The sequence below is a fragment of the Bacillota bacterium genome, assembly GCA_040757085.1.
Lineage (GTDB): Bacteria > Bacillota > Sulfobacillia > JACIYH01 > JACIYH01 > JACIYH01.
On record JBFLXJ010000009.1, the window covers coordinates 37,034 to 56,910 of the forward strand.

The following is a 19,877-nucleotide window of genomic DNA, read 5'->3' on the forward strand; positions in this document are numbered from 1 at the left end:
GGGGGAGAACTGTGTTCGGACGGTTTACGGAACGAGCGCAACGGGTTATCGTGCTGGCCCAGGAAGAGGCGCGCCGGCTCAACCACGACTTCGTGGGTACCGAGCACCTCCTGCTGGGTCTCATCCGGGAAGGACAGGGCATTGCGGCCAAGGCCCTCATCAGCCTGGGGGTCGACCTGGAGCGGGTGCGCCAGGAAGTGGAGAAGATGATCCCCCGGGGGCAGGGGGCCCCCCAGGGGGACATCGGTTTTACGCCGCGGGCCAAGAAAGTGGTGCTGGAGCTGGCGGCCGAAGAGGCGCGCATGCTGGGCCACAACTACATCGGCACCGAGCATATCCTGCTGGGCCTTCTGCGGGAAGGGGAGGGCGTGGCCGCCCGGGTGCTGGACAACCTGGGGGCGGACCTGGACCGGGTGCGCAGCCAGGTGATCCACCTGCTGGGCGGTCCCATGCCTGCTGCCCCCACTGGCAAGCCCGCGGGTCGTCAGCGCAGTGCCACTCCCACCCTGGACACCTACGGGCGTGACCTCACGGCCCTGGCCCGAGAAGGTAAGCTCGACCCCGTCATCGGGCGGGAGCAGGAGATCGAGCGGGTGATCCAGATCCTTTCCCGGCGCACCAAGAACAACCCCGTGCTCATCGGTGAGCCCGGGGTGGGCAAGACCGCCATCGTCGAGGGGTTAGCCCAGCGCATCGTGGAGGGCAAGGTGCCCGAGATATTGCGCGACCGCCGGGTGGTGACGCTGGATCTGGCGGCCATGGTGGCGGGATCCAAGTACCGGGGCGAGTTCGAAGAGCGCCTCAAGAAGGTCATGGAGGAGATCCGCCAGTCGGGCAACATCATCCTCTTCGTGGACGAGATGCATACCATCATCGGGGCGGGTGCAGCGGAGGGGGCCATCGATGCCTCCAACATCCTCAAGCCCGCCCTGGCGCGCGGGGAGCTGCAGTGCGTGGGGGCCACCACCCTGGACGAGTACCGCAAGCACGTGGAAAAGGATCCCGCGCTGGAGCGGCGCTTCCAGCCCATCATGGTCAACGAGCCCACCGCCGAGGAGGCCCTGGCTATCCTGCGCGGTCTGCGCGACCGCTACGAAGCTCACCACCGGGTGGAGATCACCGATGGGGCCCTGGAGGCAGCGGTGAGGCTCTCCGACCGCTATGTGGCCGACCGGTTCCTGCCCGACAAGGCCATCGATGTGATGGATGAGGCAGCTTCCCGGGTGAGGCTGCGTTCCTTCGTGGCGCCTCCCGACCTCAAGGCCCTGGAGCAGCGGCTGGAGGAGTTGAAGAAGGAGAAGGAAGCCGCCATCCAGTGCCAGGAGTTCGAAAAGGCGGCCCGGTTGCGAGACCAGGAGCAGAAGTTGCGCGCTGACCTGGAGAGGCAGCAGAAAGAGTGGGAGAAGCAGAAGTCTTCCGCCAAGGCCACCGTGACGGAAGAGGACATCGCCCAGGTGGTGTCCGCCTGGACCGGCATCCCGGTGCAGAAGATGAAGGTGGAAGAGCAGGAGCGGTTGCTACACCTTGAGGAAGAACTGCACCGTCGGGTGATCGGCCAGGACGAGGCTGTACAGGCGGTGGCGCGCGCCATCCGGCGGGCGCGGGCAGGGTTGAAGGATCCCAAGCGGCCCATCGGTTCCTTCATCTTCCTGGGTCCCACCGGCGTGGGGAAGACCGAGCTGGCGCGGGCCCTGGCCGAAGCCCTCTTCGGAGACGAGGACGCCATGGTCCACCTGGATATGTCAGAGTACATGGAGAGGCACACGGTTTCCCGGCTGGTGGGGGCACCGCCAGGATACGTGGGGTACGAGGAAGGTGGCCAGCTCACCGAGGCAGTGCGCAGGCGTCCCTATTCGGTCATCCTGCTGGACGAGATCGAGAAGGCCCACCCGGAGGTATTCAACATCCTGCTCCAGGTGCTGGAGGATGGACGCCTTACCGAGGCCAAGGGTCGCACGGTGGACTTCCGCAACACGGTGGTGATCATGACCTCCAACGCCGGGTCCCATTACCTGCGCGGACAGACCGCCATGGGGTTTCGGGCTGCGCACGATGAGCAGCGCACCTATCAGGACCTCAAGGACCGGGTCATGGAGGAGGTCAAGCGTACCTTCCGCCCCGAGTTCCTCAACCGTATCGACGAGATCATCGTGTTCCACCCGCTCACCCAGGAGCACCTGAAGAAGATCGTGGAACTCATGCTGGGCCGCGTGGGAAAGCGCCTGAAGGAGAACGGGCTGGAACTGGAGTTCACGGAAGGGGCCAAAGAGGTTCTCATCCGCGAGGGCTCCGACCTGATGTTCGGTGCCCGTCCGCTGCGGCGTACCATCCAGCGCATGGTGGAGGACCGGTTGGCCGACCTCATGCTGGAGGGGCGGTTCGCGTACGGGGACACGGTGGTGGTGGACGCCGCCCCCGATGGACGCAGCCTCACCTTCCACAAGAAGGACGAAATGCGAGAGCAGCCCCAGCGGGAGGAAGCCGGGGTCAAGTAGCACGCTCGTACCGGGGGGACACGAGGTGCCAGCCAACCTGACTCCCGACTACCTGGCAGCAGAGCAGCGCTTTCGGGAAGCGGTCACACTGGAGGACAAGCTGGAGGCCCTTGAGGAGATGCTGGCCACCATCCCCAAGCACAAGGGGACGGAAAAGATGCAGGCCGACATAAAGCGCCGCATGGCCCGCATTCGTGCCCAGCTTGAGGCCAGGCCCCAAACGGCGCGTCGCCGTTCCCTTTACCGGGTGGAGAAGCAGGGGGCAGGTCAGGTGGTGCTGGTGGGGCCCCCCAATTCGGGCAAGTCCCAGCTGCTGGGCTCCCTGAGCAACGCCACTCCCGAGGTGGCGCCTTATCCTTTCACCACCCGTTTCCCGGTGGCAGGGATGGTGCCTTTCGAAAACGTGCAGGTGCAGCTGGTGGACCTGCCTCCCCTGGCCCGGGACATGACCCCCGGGGAAGTGCTGGGTCTGGTGCGGGCGGCCGATGCGGTGCTGGTGGTGTTCGACCTGGCGGATGACGACCTGCTTGTCCAGGGCGAGGAAATCTTCACCCTCCTGGGGGAGGCGCGGCTCACCCTGGTAGGTGAGGGCAGGTCCGACCGTTCCCGCAAGCGGGCCCTGGTGGCGGGGAACAAGGCCGACCTGCCTGGGGCTTTGGTAAACCTGGAGCTACTCGAGGGGATGTGTACGCAGCAGGTGGTGGGCGGGCACGGGCCCCTGCCGGTGCTGGCGGTGTCGGCACTCTCCGGGCTGAACCTGCAAGAACTCCGTGCCCGGCTGTTTTCCATGCTGGAGAAGATCCGGGTCTACCCCAAGGCACCCGGGCGCAAGGTAGAATACGATTCCCCCCTGGTTCTCCCCCGGGGATCCACCGTGCTGGAGGCAGCGGAGGACCTGCACAAGGACATCGCCCGCAACCTGAAGTATGCCCGCATCTGGAGTTCCCGCACCTTCGACGGGCAGATGGTACCGCGCGATTTCGTCCTAGAAGAAGGGGACGTGGTGGAGTTCCACACGTAGGCAGCCGGGGGGATGGGAGTGCCGGAATCACGCAGCCGATTCGTGTGTCAGAGTTGCGGCTACGAGGCGGCCCGCTGGCTGGGGCGTTGCCCCCAGTGCGGGCAATGGAACAGCCTGGTGGAGGAACCGTTCCCTTCCCGGCCTCCCCCGGGACGGGCGTGGGTGGAAGAATCTACTCCCCCCCTGGCGATCACTGCGGTGGAAGCCCAGCCCCGGCCGCGGTTCAGCACCGGCAGCGGGGAAATGGACCGGGTGCTGGGGGGCGGAGTGGTACCGGGGTCCCTGGTTCTCATCGGCGGTGATCCCGGGATAGGCAAGTCCACCCTGCTCCTGCAGGTGAGCCATGCCGTGAGCCGGGAGGCCCGCGTCCTGTACATATCGGGGGAGGAATCGGTACAGCAGATCAGGCTACGGGCGGAGCGCCTGGGAGCCCTTTCCTCTCAGCTACTGGTAATGGCCCATACCGACCTGGAAAGAATCGTGCACCGGCTAGGGGAAGTGCAGCCCCGCCTGGCGGTGGTGGATTCCATCCAAACCGTGTATCGGGCCGATTTGGGCTCGGCGCCGGGATCGGTGAGCCAGGTGCGCGAATGCACGGCCGAGTTGTTACGGGTGGCCAAGGCCACCGGGGTAGCCATCTTCATCGTGGGCCACGTCACCAAAGGAGGCGAAATCGCGGGCCCCCGAGTACTGGAACACATGGTGGACACCGTCCTCTACCTGGACGGGGACAGGCACCACGCCTATCGGGTACTCAGGGCCTACAAGAACAGGTTCGGTTCCGCCAGCGAGCTGGGTGTGTTCGAGATGGCGGAGTCAGGGATGGCCGATGTTCCCAACCCATCTGGCTTTTTCCTGGCAGAGCGTCCGGAACGGGTTCCGGGGTCGGTGGTCACCGCCTGCCTGGAGGGGATGCGTCCCCTCCTGGTGGAGGTCCAGGCCCTGGTGAGTCCCACCCCCTTTTCTGTGCCCCGGCGTATGGTGTCGGGAGTGGATCCCGGGCGGGTCGTGCTCATGGCCGCAGTGCTGGAAAAGAGGCTGGGGATGCACCTGGGTAACCAGGACGCCTACGTGAAGGTGGCGGGCGGGGTGAAAATAGAGGAGCCCGCGGTCGACCTGGCAGTGGCCGTGGCCCTGGCCTCCAGTTTCCGCGACCTGCCCGTGCGGGCAGGTGTGGTGGTGGCGGGAGAGGTGGGGCTGGCCGGCGAGGTGCGGGGCATTCCCCGGGTGGGCGAGCGCCTGCGGGAAGCAGAGCGGGTGGGATTCAACTGTTTTGTCCTGCCGGCGTCTAGTACCAGGAGCCTGGAGAGGACGGGGTGGCAGGGCAAGATAGAGGTAGCGGGGGTTTCTCAGGTGGCGGAGGCCCTGGACCTCGTGCTGAGCTGAGGAGAAGTGGCCGATGGCGGGCGGGGTGGGTATGGGGGAAGCAGCGGAGACCTGGAGCAAGACGGTCAGGGTGGTGGCCCCTGGCACGGTGCTGCGCGAGGCCCTTGACAACATCGTGCGGGCCCGCACGGGGGCGCTCATCGTGGTGGGTGACAGCCCCGAGGTGATGAAGCTGGTGACGGGGGGATTTCCCCTGGATGTCCCTGTGGTCCCGGCCCTCCTCTACGAGCTGGCCAAGATGGACGGCGCCATAGTGCTCAGCCGGGATGCCAGCAGGGTGCTGTGGGCCAACACCCAGCTGGTGCCTGATCCCAGCATCCCTTCGGAAGAGGCGGGGATCAGACACCGCACCGCCGAGCGGGTGGCTCGGCAGACCGGTGAACTGGTGATTGCCGTATCTCAACGTCGCAACACCATCACCCTGTACCGGGGTACCTTGCGCTACGTGCTGCCGGATACCCCGGTGGTGCTGGCCAAGGCCAACCAGGCCCTGCAGACTTTGGAGAAGTACCGCAGCGTATTCGAAGAGGACCTGCAGAGGCTGACGGTGCTGGAACTGGAGGACGCCGTCACCCTGGGGGACGTGCTCATCGTGGTTCACCGTGCCCAAATGGCCAACCGCATCGTGGCCGAGGTGGACGGTTACGTAGGGGAGCTGGGTACAGAGGGGTGGCTGGTGAGCCTGGAACTGCGCGAATTGCAGAGCGGGATTGCAGAACAGGAGAAGCTGGTGCTCTCCGACTACGTGGTGGACGGCCGCGATCCCGATGAGGCACTGGAAGAACTGTCTGCTCTGAGCAGAGAGGCTTTGCGGGACATGCCCACTCTGGCCCGCATCCTGGGGTATCCCTCGCCCCCGGGGTTTGCGGAGACGCGGGTGTCACCGCGGGGCGTACGCGTCCTGCGCAGCATCCCCCACCTTCCCGCCGCGGTGGTGGACAACCTGGTGGCGAGATTCGGGCGCCTTCCCGCTGTGATGCGCGCCAGCCTGCAGGAACTGGACGACGTCGAGGGTATAGGAGAGGTGAGGGCACGCGCCGTATGTGACGGCCTCAAGCGCATGCGAGAGGAACTTTCCAGGCGCCCCGCCCGCGCCGTCCGCTGATTGAAGCCCGCCGGGGTCGGTGGCCCCTGGTTTGGAGTTCTCCGCCCATCAAGCCAGGGAATAAGGGCCCAGCGTGGAGAGGTGCTGGTGTTCCTTGACGAAGACGTCGTAAAGATTGATGTCCAGTAGATTGCAAAGGGCAGCCAGGTAAAACAGGTGGCTGCCCAGTTCCTGCTCCAGTACTTCCTGACAGTGCTCGCAAATTTTGCCTTCCAGGTGGGTTTCCATGTACCGGCGCATTTCCTGTAGAGAGGAAACGTCAGCCGGAATCTGTTGCCTGTGGGCGTGCACGTTCAGGCATCCACAGGTGGTGACAGCCTTGCTTACGGCCCGGTTGATCCGTGCGCTGGACTCCTGCAGCTTGGAGAGCACGTCGAGGATGCTGCGATGCCTGACCAGACACTCCTCCACTGCCTGCTGGAATCCGTCACACAGGAGGTCCTTCAAAAGCCGGCACCACCTTCTCAGAGATAGTGCTGGTGGACGTGGCGGGATTCGAACCCGCGGCCTCTCGGATGCGAACCGAACGCTCTCCCACTGAGCTACACGCCCACCGTCGATCTTCTCGCACGGCCATTTTACAACTCCCCCAGCGCACCGTCAAGTTGACCCCCCGGTGGGCGTTGTGCTACGCTAGTATTTACAGGGGTTGTCGCGGGAGGCCGTGCGATGTTCAAGGTGGGCGACAAGGTCGTTTACCCCATGCACGGGGCAGGAGTCATAGAGGCTATCGAGGAGCACGAGGTCCTGGGCCAGAAGCAGGAGTATTACATAATGCGCCTGCCTTTGGGGGACATGAAAGTGATGATCCCCATCAGCAGCGTGGAGCAGGTGGGGTTGCGGGCGGTGGAACCGGCGGACCGCATGGATGCCGTGATCGCCACCCTCAAGCGGCCGGCCCCGTCCGTACCGGGAAACTGGAACCACCGGTACCGCGCCAATTTGGAGAAGATAAAGAGCGGCAACGCCTTTGAAGTGGCAGAAGTCGTCCTGAGTCTGACCCGTCGGGATCGGGAAAAAGGGCTTTCCACCGGAGAGCGCCGCATGCTGGAGGTTGCCAGACAGATCCTGGTGTCGGAACTGGTCCTCTCTAAAGGTCTTCCCCTCCAGGAAGCTTCCTCCCTTCTGGATCGCGCTCTGGCCTGATGCCCGGACACCGTGGCGAGCGGGGGCGGGGTTCGTTCCTTGCCCCTGCGTGCTTTTCTGCCCTATAATTACTTCCAGCGAGATTAGAGGCGCGGGGCGGAGAGGGGGTGTGCCATAACTTGGATGCGAAGCTGAGGAGAGTGGTGGCGTACGTCGGGCTGCTGGCTGGCCTGGCGAGTGGCGGATGGGGTGTGGATCCCCTACTCACCTACCTGGGGAGTTCTTTGCCGCCCGTCCAGCGCATCAGTGTGCTGGTGTTGGGAGCGGCACTAGGCGGCCTCATCGGTTTTATCATACTGCCCCAGGTGGTCCGGGCCATCCTGGTGGGGACCGGGCGACTGGAAGTGCGCCTGTCTCGGGTTCCCATCGCGGACATGGTGGCGGGGACCCTGGGGTTAATATGCGGCCTTCTCATCGCCAACCTGCTCACCTATCCTTTTTCGCGGCTGCCGCGCATCGGTCCCTTCCTGCCCCCTGCGGCCAGCGTGATCATGGCTTACCTGGGAGCCAGCCTGGCGGTCCACCGGCGAGACGAACTGGCCGCCCTGGTACCATTTCTGGGCCGGTGGGGCGGAAAAGACAGGGGCCTGCGGGAGGGCATGGCCAAGATCCTGGACACCAGCGCCATCATCGACGGGCGCATCGTGGACGTGTGCCAGACCGGCTTCCTGGAAGGGCCGGTGGTGATCCCGTCCTTTGTGCTGGAGGAATTGCGCCACATCGCGGATTCCACCGATGGCGTGCGCAGGAGCCGGGGTCGCCGGGGGCTGGAGGTGCTGGCCCAGCTCCAGCAGACGCCCGGGGTACCGGTGCAGGTCTGGGAGAAGGACGTGCCCGGGCGTGACGTTGACTCCAAGTTGCTGAGGCTGGCCAAGCAAGTGCGGGGTAAGGTGGTAACCAACGACTTCAACCTCAACCGGGTGTGCGCGGTGCAGGGGATACCGGTGCTGAACCTCAACGAGCTGGCAAATGCCCTGAAACCCAGGGTCTTGCCTGGTGAGGAGATGTCCGTGCACATCCTGCGGGACGGCAAGGAAGCCGGGCAGGGAGTCGGGTACCTCGACGACGGTACCATGATCGTGGTGGAAGGCGGCAAGCGGCATATCGGGGAAACCATAGAGGTGGCGGTCACCAGCGTGTTGCAGACCGCGGCCGGGCGCATGATATTCGCACGGCCCAAGCTGGACAAGGCAGGATGAACCAGCGGGTAGGAGCGATCGTGGCCGCGGCCGGCCAGGGGGAAAGGCTGGGGATGGGACCCAAAGCCCTGCTACCCCTGGCCGGGTTGCCTCTCTTGGCCTGGGCCCTGGAGTCCCTGCAGGACTCCGGTGTGGTTGATGAAATCGTGGTGGTGGCCCCTGCAGACGTCGAGGGGCAGGTGCGCGGCCTGGCCCGGGAATTCCCATCCGTCTCCGCCGTGGTGCCGGGCGGTGCCCATCGCCAGGAGTCGGTCTACCGGGGGCTGGGGGCCCTGACCCCGGCGGTGGCATGGGTGGTGGTCCACGACGTGGCCAGACCTTTTGCCGCCGCCGCCCTGGTGCTCCGGGTGGTGGAGGCCGCGAAGGAAGTGGGAGCGGCTTTGGCTGCCGCCCCCGTGGTCGACACACTGAAAGAGGGAGCGACCACGGTGCGGCGGACGGTGCCGAGGGAGGAGATGTGGCAGGCCCAGACGCCCCAGGCCTTCCGACGCGACTGGCTGGAGGAGGCCCACCGCCGGGCGCGCGCGGAGGGCTTCCTGGGTACCGATGACAGCGTGTTGGTGGAGAGGCTGGGTTACCCGGTGAAGCTGGTGCCTTCCTCCCGCCACAACCTGAAGATCACCCTCCCCGAGGATCTCAAGCTGGCGGAAGAGATGGTTCGCGGTATGGCCACCGTCAGGGTGGGGATGGGTTTTGACATTCACCCCCTGGCCCCGGGCAGACCGCTGGTGCTGGCCGGGGTGGAGGTTCCTTCGCCGGTGGGATTGGTGGGGCATTCGGACGGGGACGTGATATGCCACGCCCTCATGGATGCGCTGCTGGGGGCGGCCGGCGAACGGGACATCGGTTTCTGGTTCCCTCCTTCCGACCCCCGCTTCCGGGGTGCGCACAGCCGCGACCTGGTCGGGCAGGTAGTGGCCAGGTTGGGCGAGCGGGGATTCGTTCCCGTGAACGCGGATGTGACGGTGGTGGCGGAGGAGCCCGTGCTCTCTCCCTTCATCCCGGCCATGAAGGCCAGCCTGGCGGGGGTCCTGGGGGTAGAGGAAGGGGCGGTGGGCCTTAAGGCTACCACGGCCGAGGGCCTGGGTGCCCTGGGCCGTCGCGAGGGGATGGCGGCCTGGGCCGTGTGCACGGTGCAGGCCCGGGGGAGGTGGAGGGTTTGATCGGCATCTATGACACCCTCACTCGCACCAGGCGGGATCTCCAGGTGCGGGATCCCGGTCAGGTGAGCATTTACGTGTGCGGGGTGACCCCTTACGATGAGGCACACATCGGACATGCCCGCCCCAGTGTGGTGTGGGACGTTATCCGACGGTACCTGGAGTACAGGGGGTACCGGGTGCGGCTGGTCCAGAACTTCACCGACATAGACGACAAGGTGATAGCCCGTGCCCGTGAACTGGGCAAGGATCCCCTGGAACTTTCCCGCGAGTACGCACAGCGATACCTGGAGGACATGTCCGCCCTGGGGGTCAAGCCTGCCGACCACTACCCCCGGGTGTCCGAGCACATCCCCGACATAGTGGAGATGGTGAGGGTTCTGGTGCAAAAGGGGTATGCCTATGAGGCATCCGGGGACGTGTACTTCCGGGTGAGCAGCTTTCCCGAGTACGGCAAGCTATCCGGCCGCAGCGTGGAGGAACTGCGGGCCGGTGCCCGGGTAGAACCGGGAGAAGCAAAGGAAAATCCCGAGGATTTTGCCCTGTGGAAGGCGGCCAAGCCGGGAGAGCCTGCCTGGCCCAGCCCGTGGGGGCCGGGGCGGCCTGGCTGGCACATTGAGTGCTCGGCCATGGCGTTGCGCTACCTGGGGAACGGATTCGACATGCACGGTGGCGGCATTGAACTGGTGTTCCCTCACCATGAGAACGAGATCGCCCAGAGCGAGGCGTTCACCGGGGAAGCGCCCTTCGTGCGCTACTGGGTGCACAACGGCCTGGTCACCATGCGGGAAGAGAAGATGTCCAAGTCGCTGAAGAATTTCGTCACCGTGCGAGATCTTCTGCGTCAGTATCCGGCAGGGGCGATCAGGCTTTATCTGCTTTCTGCCCACTACCGCGCCCCCCTGGAATTCGATACCGGGCATCTGGACGATGCCAGACGAGCCTGGGAACGTCTCCAGAATGCCGTCCGTTCCCTGGATGAAGTGCTGACGCACGACATAACGGCAGACCAGGAGGCCCTGGCCGCTGCGGTCCAACTGGGAGCGGAGGCGGAGCGGGCGCGCGAGCGCTTCCAGGCGGCCATGGATGACGACTTCAACACCCCGCAGGCGCTGGCGGTGCTCTTCGACCTGGCGCGGTCGAGCAACGCGGTGGTTTCTCTCCTCTTGCGGGGTGGGCCCCTGCCTCTAGGGGGAGACGCCCGGGACGGGCTGGTCCGGGCCCGGGAGGTGTTCACGCAACTGGGCGGTGTGTTGGGGGTAGTGACACCGGCGCCAGAGGGTGAGTCGCTCCGGTGGCGGGAACTCCTGGATCTTCTGGTGGAAGTGAGGGCGCGGGCGCGGCAGGAGAAGAACTGGGCCCTGGCCGACCTGATCCGGGAACGGCTGAGCGGGATGGGAATTGTCCTCGAGGACACCCCCCTGGGTACCAGGTGGCGGCTTCCGGGCGGGGAAGGCGGTATCAGGTGAGACGGCTTTCCTTCCCCAATTCCTTTCCGGCAGACGCTGCGGAGGAACTTTCCCCCCGGGACCTGGCGTACGTGGGAGACGCCGTCTTCGAACTGGCGGTAAGGCAATACCTGGTGGCGCGGTGCCCTTCTCCCCAGGCCCGCCACCGGGATGCCGTCTGCCGCGTAAGGGCCGCGGCCCAGGCAGCATTCCTTCGCGCCATCGCAGCCCATCTTCTGCCCGCCGAAGAGGACCTGGTGCGCCGGGCGCGCAACTTTAAGGGGGTGGCTGTCCCCCGCGGGGTGAGCCCCGCCGATTACAGGGCCAGTACTGCCTTTGAGGCCTTGCTCGGATACCTATATCTGCGCGGGGAAACCGGGCGCTTGCAAGAAATTTTGGCCATGGTGCTGGAAGGGGCGGAGTCGCCATGAGGGTAAAGCTTCTCCGTTATACCCCCGATCCCGAGAGAACGGTGGCGGCGGCCGCCCGTCTCTGTTACTCGGCGTCCGGGGTGGATGCACTCCTGGACATGGATGCTGCCGAGGTGAGGCGCCTTGTCAATCTCCTGCGGGAACGGGGGCACGAGTCACCCTTCGAGCACGTTTCTTTTACCTTCGCCGTTGAGGGTATTTCCCGGGCCTGCAGCCACCAGCTGGTGCGTCACCGCCTGGCATCGTACAGTCAGCAATCCCAGAGATGGGTGAAAGGCGATGCCGCCTGGCACGTGGTGCCCCCTTCCGTGGCCCGGGTACCGGAGGCGGTCCGCCTCTTCGAGGAATTCCTGGCTCGGGCCGGGGAGGTATACCGGGCGCTGGTGGCCATGGGCATACCCCGGGAAGATGCCCGCTATGTGCTTCCCAACGCCGTGGCCACCCGGCTGGTGGTGACCATGAACGCCCGGGAACTCCTGCACGTTTTCCGCCTGCGTTGCTGCCATCGAGCCCAGTGGGAGATCAGGGCGGTGGCCTACCTGATGCTCAGGGAGTGCCGGAAGGTGGCGCCCGTCCTTTTCGAGAGGGCGGGGCCGTTCTGCCAGGTGGATGGCACCTGCCCTGAAGAGTGGACCGAGTGCCCTCGCTACCCGAGGCGGAGACTATCATGACCCCCCGCACCTCCGAACGCGGCATCCCGGGAACGAAATCGGCGGAGGAAACGGAAATCATCCCGGGACGGCAGGCGGTGCTGGCGGCGCTGGAAGCGGGACGCCCTCTCCACCGTATTATGGTGGGAGAGAGAGTTGCGAGTCCCCCACTGGCCCGCATCATGTCCCTGGCCCATGAACGGGGGGTGCCGGTGCAGGTCGTGAGCCGCGACGTCCTGGATGCCCGTGCCGGTGGATGGCCACATCAAGGTGTGCTGGCGGTGGCGGCGGCGTGGGAGTACCGATCGCTGGATGACGTGCTGGCGGGCGTCCCGGCGGGTCGGCCTGCCCTGTTAATAGCCCTGGCGGGGGTGCAGGACGCCGGCAACCTGGGTGCTATCGCCCGCTCGGCGGAGTGCCTGGGCGCCCACGGCCTGCTGGTACCGGCCCGCCGCAGCGCCGGGCTGACGCCGGGAGCGGCCCGGGCGGCAGCCGGTGCCCTGGAGTGGCTCCCGGTGGCCCGGGTGACCAACCTGGCCCGCGCCCTGGCTGGCCTCAAAGGGCACGGCTTATGGGTGGTGGGAGCGGAGGCGGATGGGGAAATCCTGCCCTGGCAGGCGGATCTCACGGTGCCCCTGGTGCTGGTGCTGGGAGGGGAGGAGAGGGGATTAGGGCACTCGGTGCGCCAGGCGTGCGACCTGGTGGTGCGCATACCCACCGTGGGGCATGTGTCTTCCCTCAACGTGGCCGCCGCGGCCGCAATTCTCCTGTACGAAGCAGACAGACAGCGGCGGACGGGCGGACGGGCAGGCGACGCGACGGGTGGAGGGTCGGGCGGCGCGATGTAGCAAAGTAGGGCGCGGCAGGACGCTGGGAGGACTAAGTACTTGATATGACGTGAAGCCACATATATAATGGGTGACGGCGGTTTGTCCAATTTTCTAGTGTCCGCGTCGCTTCGTGTCTAACAGGGTGTGCTTCCTGGGGGGCGATAAGGTGAGTGTTTCTGCCCACAAGGGTACCTTTAGAGAGTACGAGGCGATGCTGGACGAGGAAGTTGTGGAATACGCGCGAGATGGTTGCAGCGCCGCCCTGGAGTACCTGATCAACAAGTATAAGAATTTTGTGCGCAGCAAGGCGCGTTCATATTTCTTAATCGGTGCCGATCGGGAAGATATCATTCAGGAAGGCATGATCGGCCTGTATAAGGCCATCCGGGACTTTCGGGCGGATAAACTTTCGTCTTTCCGCGCCTTCGCCGAACTCTGCGTGACCAGGCAGATCATCACCGCCATCAAGACGGCCACCCGCCAGAAACACCTTCCCCTGAATTCATATGTCTCCCTGAACAAGCCCATCTACGACGAAGATTCCGACCGCACCCTCCTGGACGTGATCTCGGGATCTCGGGTGAGCGACCCCGAGGAATTGGTGATCAACCGGGAAGAGTTCGGTGACATCGAAGAGAAGATCGGCGAGATCCTGAGCGACCTGGAATGGAAAGTTCTCATGTCCTACCTGGATGGTAAGTCATACCAGGAGATCGCTGGCGACCTTAACCGGCACGTGAAGTCCATCGACAACGCCCTGCAGCGGGTCAAGCGCAAGTTGGAACGCTACCTCGACCGCCGCTCCGAGGAATCCGAGCAAGTCCATGCTTGACAGGGCCCGCTCCATTGCCTGCGCCCCAGGCTTGCTTGCCAGAGTGTGCTGCATCCCCGAAGAAATCTCGCAGAGAATGGCGGGAACCGGGCAACGCGGCTACGGCTACTTGACCGCAGCGAGGAAAGAGGCTATAATGGGCGTTGGCTGTCGGGCCGGGCTGGCGTAGCTCAACGGAAGAGCAGCGGATTTGTAATCCGCAGGTTGTCGGTTCGAGTCCGTCCGCCAGCTCCAATCGGGGAGGAGAGGTACCCAAGCGGCCAAAGGGGGCGGTCTGTAAAACCGCTGGCGCAGCCTTCGCTGGTTCGAATCCAGCCCTCTCCACCACCCAACAGAATACATCGCGGGGTAGAGCAGCCAGGTAGCTCGTCGGGCTCATAACCCGGAGGTCGGAGGTTCAAATCCTCCCCCCGCAACCAAGCACATAAGTGGGCTCACATAGCTCAGTCGGCAGAGCGTCGCCTTGGTAAGGCGGAGGTCCCCGGTTCGATCCCGGGTGTGAGCTCCATAAATTTTGATAGGACTGGTGCGGGTATTATGCTCCTTGTTGGGGAGAGCGGCCTTGGAGATCGCCCGAAATCGCGGACGGTACAGGGGTCATGCCCGACCGTAGGCACGGGGCCAGGTGACGCCAACACCGTCTGGAGCTGGACCACTGGAAACGGGCACGACGGCACCCATGCCATGAAGATCTTTAACCCGACCTTTAAGGCCTGGCCCGCATCGCCTAGGAAGTTACGCCGGGAATGTGCGGACCTATTGGGGCTCCCGCAGTTGGCTTGACAGTGTGTTCGTGGCTGTGCTAGAGTTAGGGTTGCGATCGGAGGTGCAGTGCTTGCGGGTTATCGTCACTATGGCATGTACCGAGTGCAAGGAGCGCAACTATACGACCACGAAGAACAAGAAGAACGACCCCAACCGGCTGGAGCTCAGGAAGTACTGCCCCACCTGCAGGCGCCACACCCTCCACCGCGAGACCAGGTAGTCCCGCTCCCGTTCACCAGCGCAGGCCCGTAGCTCCAACAGGCAGAGCAGCGGACTCCAAATCCGCGGGTTGGGGGTTCGAATCCCTCCGGGCCTGCCAGGTTTATGATTGCGGCAGAATGCCGCTTTAAGTTTGTCCTGGGGGGAAGGTAGAAGTGGGGGGCAAGGTGGCGATCAAGGAAAAGGTGAGGAGCAGGGAAGGGGAACGCAGCCGGGCATCGAGAAAGCCAGCACCGCCTTCCTCGACGGCACGCCCCCCAGTCAGTAAGACGGCAGGTAAGCCCGGGGGCGGAGCGAGGGTTCAGGTGCGGCCCAAGCCGAAGCTGACCCGGGTACGCCCGCCTTCCCCCGAGCAGAGACTGGTGGCCGCTTTTCGCCGCATGTACCGGAATACCGTGGCGTACTTTCGGGAAACCAGGCTGGAGATGCGGAAGGTTGTCTGGCCGTCGCGGCGGGAGACTGCGGTGTATACTCTGGTGGTGGTCGCCGCCACCGCTATCGTGGGCCTGGTGATCTGGGTGTTTGACGTGGGGTTGAGTGCCCTGCTCGGCGTGATCATCCGGTGACGGGGGTCGAAGTACCAGTGGTGAGCGAGAAGCGCTGGTACGTCGTGCACACGTACTCGGGGTACGAGAACAAGGTCAAGGCTAACCTGGAAAAGCGGGTTAAGTCCATGGGCATGGAGGACCGCATTTTCCGGGTGGTGGTGCCCACCGAGGACGAGGTGGAGATCAAGGACGGCAAGCGCAAGATCACCAAGAAGAAGATATACCCGGGTTACGTGCTGGTGGAAATGATCATGAGCGATGAGTCCTGGTACGTGGTGCGGCATACCCCGGGGGTCACCGGCTTTGTGGGGACGGGTCCCCGCCCCCTGCCGCTCTTGCCCGAAGAGGTGCGGGAACTCCTCCGGCAGATGGGGGATGAGGAACCCAAGCCCAAGGTCCACTACGAGGTGGGCCAGAGCGTCCGGGTAAAATCGGGGCCCTTTGCCGGAGTGGTGGGCACGGTACAGGAACTCATCCCGGAGAAGGGTAAGCTCAGGGTGCTGGTGTCCATATTCGGGCGGGAGACCCCCCTGGAGCTGGACTACGGTCAGGTTCAGGAACTGTAGGAGGTTCGGTACGTATGGCAAAGAAAGTAGTGGCAGTGGTCAAGTTGCAGTTGCCGGCGGGCAGAGCGACCCCCGCACCTCCGGTGGGTCCCGCGCTGGCTCAGCACGGCATTAACATCAAGGCATTTTGTGACGAGTACAACAAGCGCACCGCCGCGCAAGCGGGTACCATCGTGCCGGTGGAGATCACCATCTACCACGACCGCAGCTTCACCTTTGTGACCAAGGCACCGCCTGCCTCGGTCCTTCTGCGGGAGGCGGCCCGGGTAGAGAAGGGCTCCGGTGAACCGAACCGTAACAAGGTGGGGCGTATCAGCCGGCAGCAGCTGCGAGAAATCGCCCAGCGCAAGCTGGCAGAGCTCAACACCGATAATCTGGAGGCGGCCGAGCGCATCCTGGCGGGTACGGCGCGCAGCATGGGTATCGAGATAGTGGGGGACTAGACCCCGGCCACCACCGGAGGCGTGGTCACTGCGGCTGCCGCGGGAGAAGTGGGAGGTCGCTCCGGCGACCGGTTATTACCACAGGAGGTAGTGAGGCATGGCAAAGCACGGTAAGAGGTTCCAGGAAGCAGCCAAGCTGGTGGATCGGGCTACCCTTTATGACCCGGCCGAGGCCGTAGAGCTGGCAAAGAAGACGGCTTCGGCCAAATTCGACGAGACCATCGAGGTGGCCGTCCGCCTGGGTGTGGACCCCCGTCACGCGGACCAGATGGTGAGGGGGGCAGTGGTGCTTCCCCACGGCACGGGCAAAACCCGCCGGGTGCTGGTCTTTGCCAAGGGGGACAAGGCCAAGGAGGCTGAGGCGGCCGGTGCTGATTACGTAGGGGCCGAGGAGTTGATCCAGAAGATCCAGGGCGGGTGGCTGGATTTCGATGCCACGGTGGCCACTCCCGACATGATGGGCATGGTTGGTCGTCTGGGCCGCATCCTGGGCCCCAAGGGTCTGATGCCCAACCCCAAGACGGGAACCGTTACCTTTGACGTGGCCGCTGCCGTGCGGGAGATCAAGCAGGGTAAAGTGGAGTTCCGGGTGGACAAGACCGGTATCGTGCACGTCCCCATCGGGAAGGCGTCCTTCGATTCCTCCCGCTTGCTGGAGAATTTCTATGCCCTGATGGAGGCCATCCTGCGTGCTCGCCCCGCGGCGGCAAAGGGTACGTACGTGCGCAGCGTGGCCATATCTTCAACCATGGGGCCCGGTATCCGCGTCAATCCCTTACGGGCCCAGCGGGCCGCAGAGAGACCCGCCTGACCCGTGGCCCCGCAGGGTTTCGCATCGCCCACGCTTTTTCCTGACGAGGCCGCCTGGACCGGGCGGCCTTGTCGCCCCGTGGCTGGCAGGAAAGGGATGGTGGCTACCGCCCATCCCCTGGCTACCCTGGCTGGGGTGGAGGTGTTACGGGCGGGCGGCAACGCAGTAGATGCCGCCATTGCCGCCGCAGGCGTTACCGCGGTGGTCCTGCCCCAGATGTGCGGTCTGGGGGGTGACGCCTTCCTGCTCGTATACCAGGCCGATCGGGGCAGGGTGACCGCCATCGCGGGGGCGGGTCCCGCCCCCCGGGCAGCTTCCCCGGAACTGTACCGGCGCCGCGGTTACCGCACCATGCCCCTGGAGGGGATGCTTTCCGTCTCGGTGCCCGGGGCGGTGGATGCCTGGGCCTGCGCCGTGGCGCTGGCGGGGACGAGGCCTCTTCGGGACTTGCTGGAACCGGCCATTTCGTACGCGGAAGAGGGATTCGTGGTCACCCCGGCTCTGGCCGCGGACATCCGGGCCCATCAGGTCAAACTAGAGGCTGACGCTGCGGCGCGCGAGGTGTACCTGCCCGGGGGGCGCCCGCCCCGGCCGGGAGAGATCCTGCGACAGCCCGATCTAGCCCGGTCCCTGCGCAGGGTGGCCCAGGATCCCGGCGACCTGTATCGGGGGGAGCTGGCGCGGCGGTTGGTGGCCTGCTCGGAGGCCGCGGGGGGCCTTTTCACCCTGGAGGACCTGGCATCATACCGGAGCGAGGTCGGGGAACCGCTCGCCACCACCTACCGGGGGGTGACAGTCTGCCAGACCACGTTTCCCTCCCAGGGCTTCATCCTGCTGGAGGAGCTGAACATCCTGGAGGGGTTCGACCTGGCCGGGGTCGATCGGGCGGTTGCCATCCACCTCATGGTTGAGGCCAAGAAGCTGGCCTTCGCTGACCGCCTCCGCTTCGCGGGCGACCCCCGCCACGTGCCCTTTCCCCTCGGACGGCTCCTCAGCAAGGAGTACGCGGCCCGCCGGCGTCAGGAAATCGATCCCGGCCGGGCACGGTCCAGCTGGCTCCCCGCTTCGGGCGAGGGTGAGGGGGATACCACGTACCTGGCCGTGGTGGACGGTCACGGTAACGCCGTCTCCCTGATCCATAGCCTCTCCCTGGCCTTCGGGTCGGGGGTGATGATCCCCGGTACCGGTATCCTGCTCAACAACCGGGCGGGACGGGGATTCAGCCTGCTGGAAGGTCATCCCAACTGTCTGGGGCCGGGTAAGCGCACCGTACATACCCTCAACTGCTTCCTGGCGTTCCGGGACGGCCATCTCTGGCTGGTAGGAGGCACGCCGGGAGGGGATGGCCAGCCCCAGTGGAACATGCAGGTCCTGGTGGCCCTGCTGGATTGGGGGCTGGATCCCGCGGCCGCCGTGGAATTGCCGCGCTGGACGTCTCACCCCGGTACCGATCCCGCTCACTGGGGAGAAGGGGAGGAGCTGCGGGTGGAAAACCGCCTCTCCCCGGGGGTGGTGGAAGAGCTCCAGCGGCTCGGCCACCCCGTGCGCTTGGTGGGGCCGTGGGCGGGCGGAGGAGCCGTTCAACTGATCTGGCGCGATGCCAGTACGCGCGTACTCACGGGCGTGTCCGACCCTCGTGCGGAAGGTCTGGCGCTGGGCATTTAGCCTCACCAGCCGGGCAGCTCGCGGTCGGCCATGAAGTCCTCCAGGAAGGAGGCGACGCGCTCCAGCGCCTTCTCGATGATGGCCCGTCCCAGCTCCAGCGAGGCGCGAGTGGCATCGCCCAGGCATCCGTTTTCGGTGATGGCTGCGAAGGAAAGTGCGGTCTCAGCCCGCCACGGCGAAGCTTCAGCCAGGCCGGGCCGGATGGCGCCCGGAGTCAGGCGGTCTTGCCTGACCACCTGGGGGGCCAGGTACAGGGCCTGGGAAACCTCGCCTTCGCAGGCGTGGCCGTGCAACGGGGATTTGACGTGTTCCCTGATCACGTCGGAGGCCATGGAGGTGAAGGATACCCAGGCGGCCTTGACCCCCAGTTCATCCCGCAGGCGGGCCATGAGCAGGGTGAGGGCCGGCCGGTTGCCGCCGTGGCCGTTGGCGAAGAAGAGTCTGGTGATGCCGTGCTGTTTCAGGCTCCAGGCCACGTCCATCACCACGGCCATGAATGTCTCCGGGCGCAGAGTGATCGTGCCCGGGAACATCATGTGGTGGGTGGAGATACCGAGGTTGATGGGGGTGGTTACCAGGGCGCGCGGGAAGAGCCTGGCGGCCAGCCGGCGGCTAAACTCATAGGCGCGCACGGTGTCGGTGGCGAAGGTCATGTGGGGGCCGTGCTGTTCGGTGGAACCCACCGGCACGATGGCCACCTTGATCCCGGGCAGGTACTCCTTGAGTTCGGTCCAGGTGAGATCGTGCAGCACCAGTGCCTGCTCGCCCGATTGTAAAGCCATTTCCGCAACCTCCTTCACAGGTGTCCTTCCTTGTTCGTGTTAAGCGGGGGCGGGCGTCGTTCCTGCTCCTCCGTCCCTACCGTTTGTGCTATCATGAGGACAGTCGTAACGCGTGCGGAAGGAGGAATACCGGCATGTGCCAGTCGCGGGTGGTTACCTTTCGAGAGGGGCAGGAATACGTGGTCATGGACGACGTGGTGACGGTCCGCCCCGAGGACGGTCACCTTTTTTTGGAGGACCTGTACGGTCAGCAGAAGAGAATCCGTGCCCGCATCCGAGAATTACAGTTGATGGACCATCGCATCATCGTGGAGGAAGAATAACTTCCGGGCGCCGGCTATTTGCCATCGGGGATACGATGCCACGGGGGGCGAT

The 19,877-nt window shown here is 65.1% G+C and carries 21 protein-coding genes and 6 tRNA genes; 24 read left to right on the forward strand and 3 right to left on the reverse strand.

Features of this window, described 5'->3' with window-relative positions; all coding sequences use genetic code 11:
- Positions 1-11: 11 nt before the first annotated feature.
- The 4 genes from AB1446_03245 to disA are packed head-to-tail and all read left to right on the forward strand — an operon-like array spanning position 12 to position 6,007.
- Positions 12-2,495: an ATP-dependent Clp protease ATP-binding subunit gene (locus AB1446_03245; GenBank protein ID MEW6545919.1), complete on the forward strand. Its 2,484-nt coding sequence runs from the start codon at positions 12-14 to the stop codon at positions 2,493-2,495.
- 25 nt (positions 2,496-2,520) lie between these two features.
- Positions 2,521-3,516: a GTPase gene (locus AB1446_03250; protein MEW6545920.1), complete on the forward strand. Its 996-nt coding sequence runs from the start codon at positions 2,521-2,523 to the stop codon at positions 3,514-3,516.
- Positions 3,517-3,534: 18 nt separating this feature from the next.
- The gene (gene radA, locus AB1446_03255) at positions 3,535-4,902 is read left to right on the forward strand and encodes a DNA repair protein RadA (protein MEW6545921.1); all 1,368 of its coding nucleotides are present in this window, start codon (positions 3,535-3,537) and stop codon (positions 4,900-4,902) included.
- 13 nt (positions 4,903-4,915) lie between these two features.
- Complete coding sequence (gene disA / locus AB1446_03260; GenBank protein ID MEW6545922.1) at positions 4,916-6,007, forward strand: DNA integrity scanning diadenylate cyclase DisA; 1,092 nt, start codon at positions 4,916-4,918, stop codon at positions 6,005-6,007.
- Positions 6,008-6,055: 48 nt separating this feature from the next.
- Here the strand turns inward: disA and AB1446_03265 are convergent, their stop codons facing one another.
- Both AB1446_03265 and AB1446_03270 read right to left on the reverse strand, forming a co-directional pair.
- A complete protein-coding gene (locus AB1446_03265) occupies positions 6,056-6,454 on the reverse strand; it encodes a DUF1573 domain-containing protein (protein ID MEW6545923.1) in 399 nt (132 codons plus the stop codon).
- Between the two features lie 30 nt (positions 6,455-6,484).
- Positions 6,485-6,559: transfer RNA gene (locus AB1446_03270), tRNA-Ala, on the reverse strand.
- Between the two features lie 117 nt (positions 6,560-6,676).
- On the opposite strand from AB1446_03270, the gene AB1446_03275 reads away from it, so the two are divergent.
- The 19 genes from AB1446_03275 to ggt all read left to right on the forward strand — a co-directional run bounded on the left by AB1446_03275 (position 6,677) and on the right by ggt (position 18,720).
- Positions 6,677-7,153 (forward strand): CarD family transcriptional regulator, encoded by a 477-nt coding sequence (locus AB1446_03275; protein ID MEW6545924.1) that lies wholly within the window; start codon positions 6,677-6,679, stop codon positions 7,151-7,153.
- A gap of 119 nt (positions 7,154-7,272) precedes the next feature.
- Positions 7,273-8,352, forward strand: coding sequence for a TRAM domain-containing protein (locus tag AB1446_03280; protein MEW6545925.1), 1,080 nt, complete (start codon positions 7,273-7,275; stop codon positions 8,350-8,352).
- Positions 8,349-9,515, forward strand: coding sequence for a 2-C-methyl-D-erythritol 4-phosphate cytidylyltransferase (ispD, locus tag AB1446_03285; protein MEW6545926.1), 1,167 nt, complete (start codon positions 8,349-8,351; stop codon positions 9,513-9,515). Before AB1446_03280 ends, ispD begins: the two co-directional genes overlap by 4 nt.
- Entirely contained in the window at positions 9,512-10,981 is a 1,470-nt protein-coding gene (gene cysS, locus AB1446_03290; GenBank protein MEW6545927.1) for a cysteine--tRNA ligase, read from the forward strand. The genes ispD and cysS overlap by 4 nt, the downstream gene beginning before the upstream one ends.
- Positions 10,978-11,391 carry a ribonuclease III domain-containing protein gene (locus tag AB1446_03295; protein MEW6545928.1) on the forward strand — a complete coding sequence of 138 codons (414 nt, stop codon included), beginning with the start codon at positions 10,978-10,980 and terminating at the stop codon, positions 11,389-11,391. The genes cysS and AB1446_03295 overlap by 4 nt, the downstream gene beginning before the upstream one ends.
- Complete coding sequence (gene thyX, locus AB1446_03300) at positions 11,388-12,062, forward strand: FAD-dependent thymidylate synthase (protein ID MEW6545929.1); 675 nt, start codon at positions 11,388-11,390, stop codon at positions 12,060-12,062. The genes AB1446_03295 and thyX overlap by 4 nt, the downstream gene beginning before the upstream one ends.
- On the forward strand, positions 12,059-12,889 hold the full coding sequence (rlmB, locus tag AB1446_03305; protein ID MEW6545930.1) for a 23S rRNA (guanosine(2251)-2'-O)-methyltransferase RlmB: 831 nt from the start codon (positions 12,059-12,061) through the stop codon (positions 12,887-12,889). The genes thyX and rlmB overlap by 4 nt, the downstream gene beginning before the upstream one ends.
- 148 nt (positions 12,890-13,037) lie before the next feature.
- Positions 13,038-13,703 carry an RNA polymerase sporulation sigma factor SigH gene (gene sigH / locus AB1446_03310; protein ID MEW6545931.1) on the forward strand — a complete coding sequence of 222 codons (666 nt, stop codon included), beginning with the start codon at positions 13,038-13,040 and terminating at the stop codon, positions 13,701-13,703.
- Between the two features lie 159 nt (positions 13,704-13,862).
- Positions 13,863-13,937, forward strand: a tRNA-Thr gene (locus AB1446_03315).
- Positions 13,938-13,945: 8 nt separating this feature from the next.
- A tRNA-Tyr gene (locus AB1446_03320) sits at positions 13,946-14,030 on the forward strand.
- 15 nt (positions 14,031-14,045) lie between these two features.
- A tRNA-Met gene (locus AB1446_03325) sits at positions 14,046-14,122 on the forward strand.
- Positions 14,123-14,135: 13 nt separating this feature from the next.
- Positions 14,136-14,211 (forward strand) — tRNA-Thr (locus AB1446_03330).
- A gap of 327 nt (positions 14,212-14,538) precedes the next feature.
- Positions 14,539-14,688: a 50S ribosomal protein L33 gene (gene rpmG / locus AB1446_03335; GenBank protein MEW6545932.1), complete on the forward strand. Its 150-nt coding sequence runs from the start codon at positions 14,539-14,541 to the stop codon at positions 14,686-14,688.
- A 22-nt stretch (positions 14,689-14,710) separates the two neighbouring features.
- Positions 14,711-14,787, forward strand: a tRNA-Trp gene (locus AB1446_03340).
- A gap of 205 nt (positions 14,788-14,992) precedes the next feature.
- Positions 14,993-15,253 (forward strand): preprotein translocase subunit SecE, encoded by a 261-nt coding sequence (gene secE / locus AB1446_03345; protein MEW6545933.1) that lies wholly within the window; start codon positions 14,993-14,995, stop codon positions 15,251-15,253.
- Between the two features lie 17 nt (positions 15,254-15,270).
- A complete protein-coding gene (gene nusG, locus AB1446_03350) occupies positions 15,271-15,801 on the forward strand; it encodes a transcription termination/antitermination protein NusG (GenBank protein ID MEW6545934.1) in 531 nt (176 codons plus the stop codon).
- 14 nt (positions 15,802-15,815) lie between these two features.
- The gene (rplK, locus tag AB1446_03355; GenBank protein MEW6545935.1) at positions 15,816-16,244 is read left to right on the forward strand and encodes a 50S ribosomal protein L11; all 429 of its coding nucleotides are present in this window, start codon (positions 15,816-15,818) and stop codon (positions 16,242-16,244) included.
- Between the two features lie 97 nt (positions 16,245-16,341).
- Entirely contained in the window at positions 16,342-17,055 is a 714-nt protein-coding gene (gene rplA, locus AB1446_03360; GenBank protein ID MEW6545936.1) for a 50S ribosomal protein L1, read from the forward strand.
- Positions 17,056-17,133: 78 nt separating this feature from the next.
- On the forward strand, positions 17,134-18,720 hold the full coding sequence (ggt, locus tag AB1446_03365; protein MEW6545937.1) for a gamma-glutamyltransferase: 1,587 nt from the start codon (positions 17,134-17,136) through the stop codon (positions 18,718-18,720).
- A 2-nt stretch (positions 18,721-18,722) separates the two neighbouring features.
- Here ggt and AB1446_03370 read toward each other — a convergent pair whose 3' ends face one another.
- Positions 18,723-19,502 (reverse strand): creatininase family protein, encoded by a 780-nt coding sequence (locus AB1446_03370; GenBank protein ID MEW6545938.1) that lies wholly within the window; start codon positions 19,500-19,502, stop codon positions 18,723-18,725.
- 134 nt (positions 19,503-19,636) lie between these two features.
- Here AB1446_03370 and AB1446_03375 point away from each other — a divergent pair, with 134 nt between their 5' ends.
- Positions 19,637-19,825, forward strand: a complete 189-nt coding sequence (locus tag AB1446_03375; GenBank protein ID MEW6545939.1) for a CooT family nickel-binding protein — start codon at positions 19,637-19,639, stop codon at positions 19,823-19,825.
- Positions 19,826-19,877 lie beyond the last annotated feature (52 nt).

What these genes read in the sequence shown, in the direction of transcription:
- disA (MEW6545922.1), top strand. Translation starts at nt 4,916, where the DNA reads ATGGCGGGCGGGGTGGGTATGGGGGAAGCAGCGGAGACCTGGAGCAAG.
- AB1446_03275 (MEW6545924.1), top strand. Translation starts at nt 6,677, where the DNA reads ATGTTCAAGGTGGGCGACAAGGTCGTTTACCCCATGCACGGGGCAGGA.
- ispD (MEW6545926.1), top strand. Translation starts at nt 8,349, where the DNA reads ATGAACCAGCGGGTAGGAGCGATCGTGGCCGCGGCCGGCCAGGGGGAA.
- thyX (MEW6545929.1), top strand. Translation starts at nt 11,388, where the DNA reads ATGAGGGTAAAGCTTCTCCGTTATACCCCCGATCCCGAGAGAACGGTG.
- rlmB (MEW6545930.1), top strand. Translation starts at nt 12,059, where the DNA reads ATGACCCCCCGCACCTCCGAACGCGGCATCCCGGGAACGAAATCGGCG.
- rplK (MEW6545935.1), top strand. Translation starts at nt 15,816, where the DNA reads ATGGCAAAGAAAGTAGTGGCAGTGGTCAAGTTGCAGTTGCCGGCGGGC.
- rplA (MEW6545936.1), top strand. Translation starts at nt 16,342, where the DNA reads ATGGCAAAGCACGGTAAGAGGTTCCAGGAAGCAGCCAAGCTGGTGGAT.
- AB1446_03370 (MEW6545938.1), bottom strand. Translation starts at nt 19,502, where the DNA reads ATGGCTTTACAATCGGGCGAGCAGGCACTGGTGCTGCACGATCTCACC.
- AB1446_03375 (MEW6545939.1), top strand. Translation starts at nt 19,637, where the DNA reads ATGTGCCAGTCGCGGGTGGTTACCTTTCGAGAGGGGCAGGAATACGTG.